The sequence below is a fragment of the Castellaniella sp. genome, assembly GCF_004321985.1.
Lineage (GTDB): Bacteria > Pseudomonadota > Gammaproteobacteria > Burkholderiales > Burkholderiaceae_B > Castellaniella.
Genome location: NZ_SCQN01000067.1, coordinates 1 through 7,675 on the forward strand (window position 1 = coordinate 1; position 7,675 = coordinate 7,675).

Sequence of the window (7,675 nt, forward strand, 5' to 3'; positions counted from 1 at the left end):
CTTTTGATTGCTTCCATTTTTGCTGGAAGATTTGTCGTTAGATGATTTTGAACTTTCTGATTTTCCATGATTCAACTTCCTGTCTCTGGAAATCATAGCCTGATTTTTATCCTTGAATACGAAAGGTCTTGGAAACCATTCACCTGATGACTTCCACTTAGACAATCCTGAAAGCACTCTGTGATTAATACAATAGCAATGATAGGAGGCACGGTAACAGAAACCAAAAGAAACAATCATGAAGGCCGAAGCAGGCAGACATACAACAAAGTTTCTATGGAATATGATGGTGACGATGATTAGGGCAGCTAAAACACCTAAACTGAACCACAACTTGAACATGTTTTTGTGATAGTCATACGAATCTTTAAGATCAGCTTCACCCATTTTGAGACGATTCGTAGCGTCTTCAAAGGTTTCCTTGCGATATTTTTTGTTAATGATTTGGTCTTTGATATCCAAGTCCTTTTTAAGACCGGATACAGTACCCCCCTTACCGAAGTGGTAATCCCAATCGGTAAAAGTTTTCGCTTGATCTTTGCCCCATTTAATAGGAGAGAAAATTGCATCTTTAATCTTTGACATGTAATTTAGTTCTTGATGATGAAGGGGTGGTGCTTGTTTTCACTGTGGAAGCCATCTTGTCAAGGATATGATAGCATTTTTCTCCAGAATTAAACTTTATACTTTGGTTATGGTAATCAATTTTTGGAAGAACTGTCACTTATAGACTCTGTGTCTGGATTGTCTCTTTATATCAAATGTTAAAATCCTTGTTTTTTGATTTTAATCATGTTAGGATTCGTTATATACATTGAAAAATATCTCAAACAGTACTTTATAAGGTGAACAAAATGTCAAGCACTGAAACGCAAACTGGATTCTCTACCGCCAGCCTCTTGAAAAGCAAGGTGGAAAATGTTGTTCAAGTGGATGCTTCCCAAGAAAAGGTTGAACGTCCTCGTGTTCGTTTGACGCCCAATGATAATGGCGGGTTTAACTATCCACAGATTGTTTACATTACCAAGCCAGTTGTTATCCATAAGCCAAGCGCTATTGATAAGGCAGTAAAAGGTGCCGTTAATGCAGTGGTGGTTCCTGTCAGTTTTGTGGGACATCTAGCCATCTTTTGTACGACTTTGCTTTATAGCGGACTGAAGTTATGGGCTAGGACGTATGGTTTCGTCGGAAGCTTGTTCACAAGGGCACTTCTCAACATTATGTATGTAGTGGGTGCCTTTGCGATGTTGGCATTGCCCGGATTGGTAGCCTATTTCGGTTCACAGTATATTCGCCCGATGTATGACGCTTATCACAGTCAAGCATGGGTTCTGCTTGGGGCGTACTCATTAGGCATCCTTTTTGGTTTATCTTTGGTGATCGGTCTGTTTATTGGACTGTTTCGCAAAATCTTTGGCGGAAAAGGAACTGTAGCACTATCAGGTAGTATTGATATGGCAAGCTTGAAAGAACGTATTGGAAAAACTACAGCGTAATTACTGCTAAACAATTTGACATAAAAAGCACTCGTGATGAGTGCTTTCTATTCTTCTGGAGGAAGAACTTTTCTACGGCGTTTGGCGAGCGGTGGAGGATCGACGGGTTGAAGGCTAGCATTTTCATCAATTTCGCCTTCTTCATTCAGGAAACCAATATCTTCTTCATTTGAACTATCTTCTTGTTCTTCCAATTCAAGTTCATTGAATTCATCTAAAGTTTCTTTATTATTGCCTCCATCTGGATCTATACCAAGCAAGGCCAGCCCATCAGCGTCATCCAAGACTTCTTCTTGGCTTTCAATTTCAACTTTATTAGTTTCGCCAGACTCATTCTGTGTATTGATTTCTTTATTTGGCAGATCGTTTTCAGCAACCGTATTGTTTTCTTCAACAGTTTCAGACACTCCCCTCTCTTTAGCTTCTTTTGCTTCCCGTAACAGAACCGCAAGTTCGGTTCTACTAATAGCAGCCTCTCTTTCTGGATTATCTGGATTAAATTTCAAAAGGTTGACCAGTTTCTCCGTAGAAGCCTCTTCATATTTGCGTAAGAAGAGGCCATAAATGGCAAAATCGCCCCAATAAGCCGCTTCTTCAATGGCATTATTAAGCCCGTTGTATCCAATTCTCGGATCGGCACCCTGTCGCGTAAGGTAAGTGGCAATCCTTACACGTTCATCATCGTCTGCCCATCGCTTTCGATTATTCAGCAATTGATACATTGCTGTCCCACTGTCGCGCTCAGAAATAAGATCAATAGAAACCTCGTAAGTCAGCAATTCCTCAAAGACTCCGAACCACTCTTTTTGAAGCAAAAAAGGTAAGGGGGAATCGTCCTCAGTCACAGGATGAGGGTTTTCAGGAGTTGCTTTAAATCCAAGAAAATAGCCTGAATCAGCTAATTTCGGCAACATGTTTTTCACATCCTCTTCTGTAGATGATTCCCAGTAAGAAAGAATCTTATTCCAATTGGTTTTCAGATTTTGGCTCACAGCAACCTCAGCCAGCTAGCATGGCCTGACATATGAATTAATAAGACAACAAGAAAACCGATGCAGAGAGAAGGACCGAACGGAAATTCCATAGGAGCCTTTTCTTTATCGCTAGAGACATTTAAGTTTACAGCAATGTCCTTATCGGAAGCCGGTAGCATTTTTGTGACAATCATGCCAACCAAACCTACCAAGGATCCCACCAATGCCACCCAAATCAGTGGTTCTGCCCCTAACCAAGCACCAAATACGGCCATTAATTTGAAATCACCCATACCAAGGCCGTCAATGCCACGAAGCACTTTAAATACTTTCGCCAGCAACCAGAAAGCCATGTAACCGACAAAAGCACCAATAACTCCAGATTGCATATCTACGGACGGCAATAATGATGGTATGCCCTTGATATGCGACAAAAGGCCTGCCCACAGCAAAATATAGGTAATATCATCCATAAGGATATGGCTATGGCAATCTGTAAGTACATGACATGCAAGCAGTAAAATAAGACCAGTAAGAATGACTAATGACACTATATTGAAGCTATCCCCCAGAAGATAGGCAGAGACGCCCATAAAACCGCAACAGAAGGCATCCGTAATGTATTGATGTAGTCGCTCACGTTTGGTCAGACTCTTCAAGGAGAGGCTATTTAGGGAGCTAAAACGACTGGATGTAAACTCGTCATCTTTAAGATGAATGGGATCTTTCACCATTTCTAAGGCGTTTGATTGCCACTCTGAAATAGCATTGTTATAATGCCATTTCATAAGATAAGATGTTATTCTGCTTAACACTAAAGCAAGCAAAAGGGTGACAATAATAGACATGGTTGAGCCTTGGATAAAAGTTCCTTTCATTATAGCAGAAATATGTAGTAGAGTCAATTTGTTAATTCCTTATTAAAAAATTCTCGCACTTATTGAGACTAAAAATTTGAACTCGGTTTCATGCAAAAACAAAAGGAGCCAATGGCTCCTTTCGTCTTTTCTTAGCATCCTTCTAATTAAATTGAAGGCGCTTCTACTCGAGCATCTTGCTTCTTGTCGTCAGCGGTTGCGATACGTTTCAATGAGTTGAACAACTCAAGCGAGATGTCCATTTCAGAAGCCTTCAACGCAATGCTGTGGCAAGTCTTACGGCTCAACTGTCCTGTCTTGACGGTGCCATCTTCATTCTTGACAAACTCTGAGCTATCGCCAAGTTTACGAGGCAATACAGAGAAGTAGTCAGAGATAGCAATAGTCGCAAACTCATCAGTTGGGAAACCCGGAACACGAGACAACTGATTTAGTCCCTTGAAAAAACGCTTAAGAGTTTCAGTGTCATCAGGTGCATAGCATTTGCCCTGCTTATCTTTCGGGTTAACCATCAACGCACGGTTAGTAGCATAGTCGGTGAAAGCACTTGCCAAGTCACTCAGGAACTGACGTGATTCCACGGTGAGCAACAAATTGCTATCCTCGCCGTTGACTTTCTTTACGCCCATGGACTTTTTGAACGCAGCCTCATCCCAGTTGTCATAGTTGATGAGCTTATCGGCAATTGGAGCAGCACCGCGAGCATAAATATCCATACTGTTGGAAAGCTTTTCACCGTAAGTCAAACCTAAGTTAGCAACTAAGCAGGAACGCACTTCTGGCATAGCATCCAAAAGACTATCATGAGCGTTAATGTAGTGACGAGCTTTCTTCCAAGCGGCCGCAATATTACGGGGAGCAGGAAAACCACCACGATCACCAGCTTCAGGAACAATATGCATTTCAGCAGGATTGGAACCATCAGAAGCGACATAATCCATGTTGCGTTCGTTGCGTTTTAGCGCAGAAATCATTGGAGACGCGTCAATCGAAGTTACTGGCAACTTAGTCTTTAAATAGTTGTAAACATCTTCGGGGTTTGTAATAATACCCATAACTTCACAACGACCTGTGATAGCACGAGAAAGCTCCCTTGCCGCAGTTTTGTCAATCTTTCCTAAGTTAGAAGCGAAACCAACAGCCATGTTAGTAAAACGCTTTTCACCTAACTTTTGTTCCAAAGCAACAGACAAGAATGCCTGCTGTACGGCTTCGGCATAGTTACCAATGTCGTCAGGAATAAGAATACCTGCACCAGCTTTACCGATAGCAGCCAAGGAAGGTTTCAACATCATGTTCATGACATGAGTAACGACTTGCTGATTGTTGAAATCAACAGTCTTCAACAGATCCTTGAATGGAATACCACCAGCATCCAGTGAAGAGTTGGAACCTGAAGAATCAATGAAAGACAGAACAAGTGTATTGCGGTCGATATAGCTATCAACGCCCGGATCCAAAACGAGTTCCATTTCCATCAAATCAGCCAAGAGTAATCCAGCCGCTTTATAAGTGTCAGTCTTACCAAAGCCCGGAGGACCAAGGAATAATGGAGGTGCTACACGACCACCATCAAGTAGAGGAGCCTTGCCAGTCAATTTCTTCCAAGCAGCAATAGCTTTTTCCTTAAGCCTTTTCTGGTTTGCGAGAGCCTCAGCGCCAGCAGGGGTCTTGTCAGTCAAAACGCCTTTCGGAGGATCAGCCATAAAGTTAATAAGGAATCCCTTAACAACTTCTTGGGTTAATTCGTCACCCACGAAGCGTACAGGAATATTGTGCCTATGCATGAGTTCTTGATAGGTCTGGCGGGTTTCAACATTAGCCATTGTTTTCTCTTATCGGTTAGTTAAATAATGTAGTTAGTAAGGTAACAGAGTTTTTCTAAATTAGAATTATCTTATACCCGGTTTTCTTGCTTTACTTTTAAAATTGGCTGTAGGAGCGCTTTCATCGCTTAAATCAAGCACTGAACCTTCTCGTAAAGGAATAACCCTTCCGCGTGGACCCAGTTCTTTTTGAAATGCTTCCATTTGTTCCGTAGTTGCACTACTGGTAGCCACGAAAAAGATTTTTGTTTCAGGACTTAGCAACCCTTCTTTTTCCATGGCCTCAAAATCAGGAATAGGAGCGCCCAAGTCTGTTGTGTAAACAACAGCATGTACTATGGTGTCTTTAACCGTGGGATGGACAAGCATTTGACGAAGAGGGCCATCAAAATCTGTACCACCACGACCAAAAATCTCGACTCCTTCCATGCGTAAGGACTCCGCATTCTCTTCATTAATTTCAAAGGCTTCGCCTCTAGCGACTGTATCTGCTGAACACATCAACACTTTGAAGTTAATATCATCGTTACCACTCAACAATACCATATCCACAGATAAGGTAATGGCGTCTTGGAGTTCCTCATCGGACACTGAAGCTGATGTATCTACAATGTTAATTGTTCTACCTTGTAACGAATGCGGTAATGGAGAGCCAAGCCATAAGCCTTCACCGGGAGTTCCCAAAAGATCGCCCAGTTCTTCCATGTAGTACATATTTCCGACTTCATCTGAATAATGCTTTTGTTTAGGTCCCTTACCAAAGAAAATTTCAGGAGCAATAGCACGGAAATCTACTTTGCCCTTTGATTTAAGAGCTACTTTCTGAGCTAATTCTCCAGTCATGTGAGCGCCCGGAGTTTTATCGCCATGACGCTTTACGTCTTCGTTGGAACGGAAAACGGCATCCTGAATAACACGCTTATTAGCCTCATCCAATTTATCAAAGGCTTGCTTTCCTTCTGGTGTATTGGCATCTTCAGTAGGATAGCCAAGGTTTTCTCCAAGAGGACCTAAGCCCGTTTCCTTAAGAATTTCCATAATTTCTTCTGGAGTAATTGTATGGGATTCACCATTTTCAAATTGGTTGCCAAAATCAAAGTTGTCGTTATTTGAACCACCGCCACTACTCGGACTTCCACCAGATCCGCTACTTGGACTACCGCTACCAGAGCTACTTCCGCCTCCGCCCTGTCCTTTGCCCTTGCCTTTACCCTTGCCACCACTTTGCTTGTCTGGTTTCGCTCTATCTCGCAAGAGACCATCAGCAATAGCTTCTGAAGACATGGTTAGATAAATAGAGTCCTCTGGTTGTGAACCGATTAGAGAACGGCGCAAAGGCAACGAAGGAGCATAGTTAGGAAAACTTGAAATCAAGTTCGCGTTAATCCAGCAATCTTGAGCAATATTGGCAATGTCCCCCGGATACATATACATACGATCCAAATGCTTGCCGAATTTATGACTCAATTCATGAAGCAAAATGAAAAGAATATCCGCACCAAGGGATGTCGGACGTGCCTCTAGAGCTTTCAGCCTTTCAAAGAAATCTTGGTTAATCCAGACGTTAATGCCATCAGTAGCTGCAGTTGGAATCTTTGCTTTTAATTCAGGCACATCAAAGAGAATGAATGTGGTCGTCTTTGAGAGATAGGTTAGGGGGCCAAAACGTGGAAGAAGAAGCTGACTTGCCCTTTCGACGCGATAGTTGACATCCACTTTAGAGTTAAGAATCTTAAGATTCTCTTGTAAAATCATATCGTTTTCAAGAGTCGCACCCATATCGTTACGATCAAGATCGTCATCAGGAGCAATATAGCGCTTACTTATATTTTTAGCTTGCTTGAACACTTCGTCCGCATTCTTTTGAACTTTTTCGGAGATAATCTCGCTCATTGCCATCTTCTGTAGAATTAATTGATGCTATAAGGTATAAGATAAAAGTTAAATTTTAACCAAATCAGTTTGGTCAAAAGTGATTTGGGCTGATTACCTGAAAACCATTTGACTCCTCAAGCTGTTATCTGCCATCAAACATGCGGGCAATCAAGTCATTTTTGTAAGCGAGTCCCTTTACATCATATAATTGAGGACAATTCTGCAGAGCCTTCCTGAAATCTCGCATGCTCTTATAGCGATCTTTTTGTTCTAGTTCCATGCCACGATCAATAATCTCAGCGAGATCCACATTTACTGAACGATAAAGAACTCTACTTAATGTCGTCAGGTCCTTCTTGGAATCTCTTTCTTCAAGCCGTTCTGGAGCAGGCAAAGGAGAGACTTCTGACAAAAATGAATACATGGAGGCAGCCAGTCCATAAACATCTGTAGCTTCAGAGAGAATTCGTTTATCAATATGTTGATGTTGTTCAGGAGCCGCATAGCCGGGAGTTCTTGCCAAGTGGGCTTGAGTTTGAGCTTCGTCTTCCCAGTGAGAGGCACCTAAGTCAAAGACGATGACCTTGTTTTCTGGAGTAAGCCAAAGGTTGCCGGGTTTGATATCC

Annotated in this window: 6 protein-coding genes and 1 pseudogene; 1 reads left to right on the plus strand and 6 read right to left on the minus strand. The window is 42.0% G+C overall.

The genetic code is table 11. The annotated features are described in order from the left end of the window. The coding region (locus EPN31_RS15865) for a hypothetical protein (RefSeq protein ID WP_291775528.1) at positions 1 to 585 on the minus strand (585 nt) is incomplete at its 3' end. A gap of 269 nt (positions 586 to 854) precedes the next feature. On the opposite strand from EPN31_RS15865, the gene EPN31_RS15870 reads away from it, so the two are divergent. After that, positions 855 to 1,496 carry a hypothetical protein gene (locus EPN31_RS15870; protein WP_291775531.1) on the plus strand — a complete coding sequence of 214 codons (642 nt, stop codon included), beginning with the start codon at positions 855 to 857 and terminating at the stop codon, positions 1,494 to 1,496. A gap of 47 nt (positions 1,497 to 1,543) precedes the next feature. Here EPN31_RS15870 and EPN31_RS15875 read toward each other — a convergent pair whose 3' ends face one another. The 5 genes and pseudogenes from EPN31_RS15875 to EPN31_RS15895 form a co-directional block, all read right to left on the minus strand. Beyond that, complete coding sequence (locus EPN31_RS15875) at positions 1,544 to 2,488, minus strand: hypothetical protein (protein WP_291775533.1); 945 nt, start codon at positions 2,486 to 2,488, stop codon at positions 1,544 to 1,546. After that, on the minus strand, positions 2,485 to 3,318 hold the full coding sequence (locus EPN31_RS15880) for an A24 family peptidase (RefSeq protein WP_291775536.1): 834 nt from the start codon (positions 3,316 to 3,318) through the stop codon (positions 2,485 to 2,487). Before EPN31_RS15880 ends, EPN31_RS15875 begins: the two co-directional genes overlap by 4 nt. Before the next feature lie 176 nt (positions 3,319 to 3,494). Continuing rightward, positions 3,495 to 5,174, minus strand: a complete 1,680-nt coding sequence (locus EPN31_RS15885; protein ID WP_291775539.1) for a hypothetical protein — start codon at positions 5,172 to 5,174, stop codon at positions 3,495 to 3,497. 66 nt (positions 5,175 to 5,240) lie between these two features. Then, a complete protein-coding gene (locus EPN31_RS15890) occupies positions 5,241 to 7,067 on the minus strand; it encodes a hypothetical protein (protein ID WP_291775542.1) in 1,827 nt (608 codons plus the stop codon). Positions 7,068 to 7,191: 124 nt separating this feature from the next. Further along, positions 7,192 to 7,675, minus strand: a pseudogene (locus EPN31_RS15895) (hypothetical protein); the annotation flags it as partial.

Coding starts and splice junctions, on each gene's coding strand:
- EPN31_RS15885 (WP_291775539.1), bottom strand. CDS start 5,174: ATGGCTAATGTTGAAACCCGCCAGACCTATCAAGAACTCATGCATAGG.
- EPN31_RS15890 (WP_291775542.1), bottom strand. CDS start 7,067: ATGAGCGAGATTATCTCCGAAAAAGTTCAAAAGAATGCGGACGAAGTG.
- EPN31_RS15880 (WP_291775536.1), bottom strand. CDS start 3,318: ATGTCTATTATTGTCACCCTTTTGCTTGCTTTAGTGTTAAGCAGAATA.
- EPN31_RS15870 (WP_291775531.1), top strand. CDS start 855: ATGTCAAGCACTGAAACGCAAACTGGATTCTCTACCGCCAGCCTCTTG.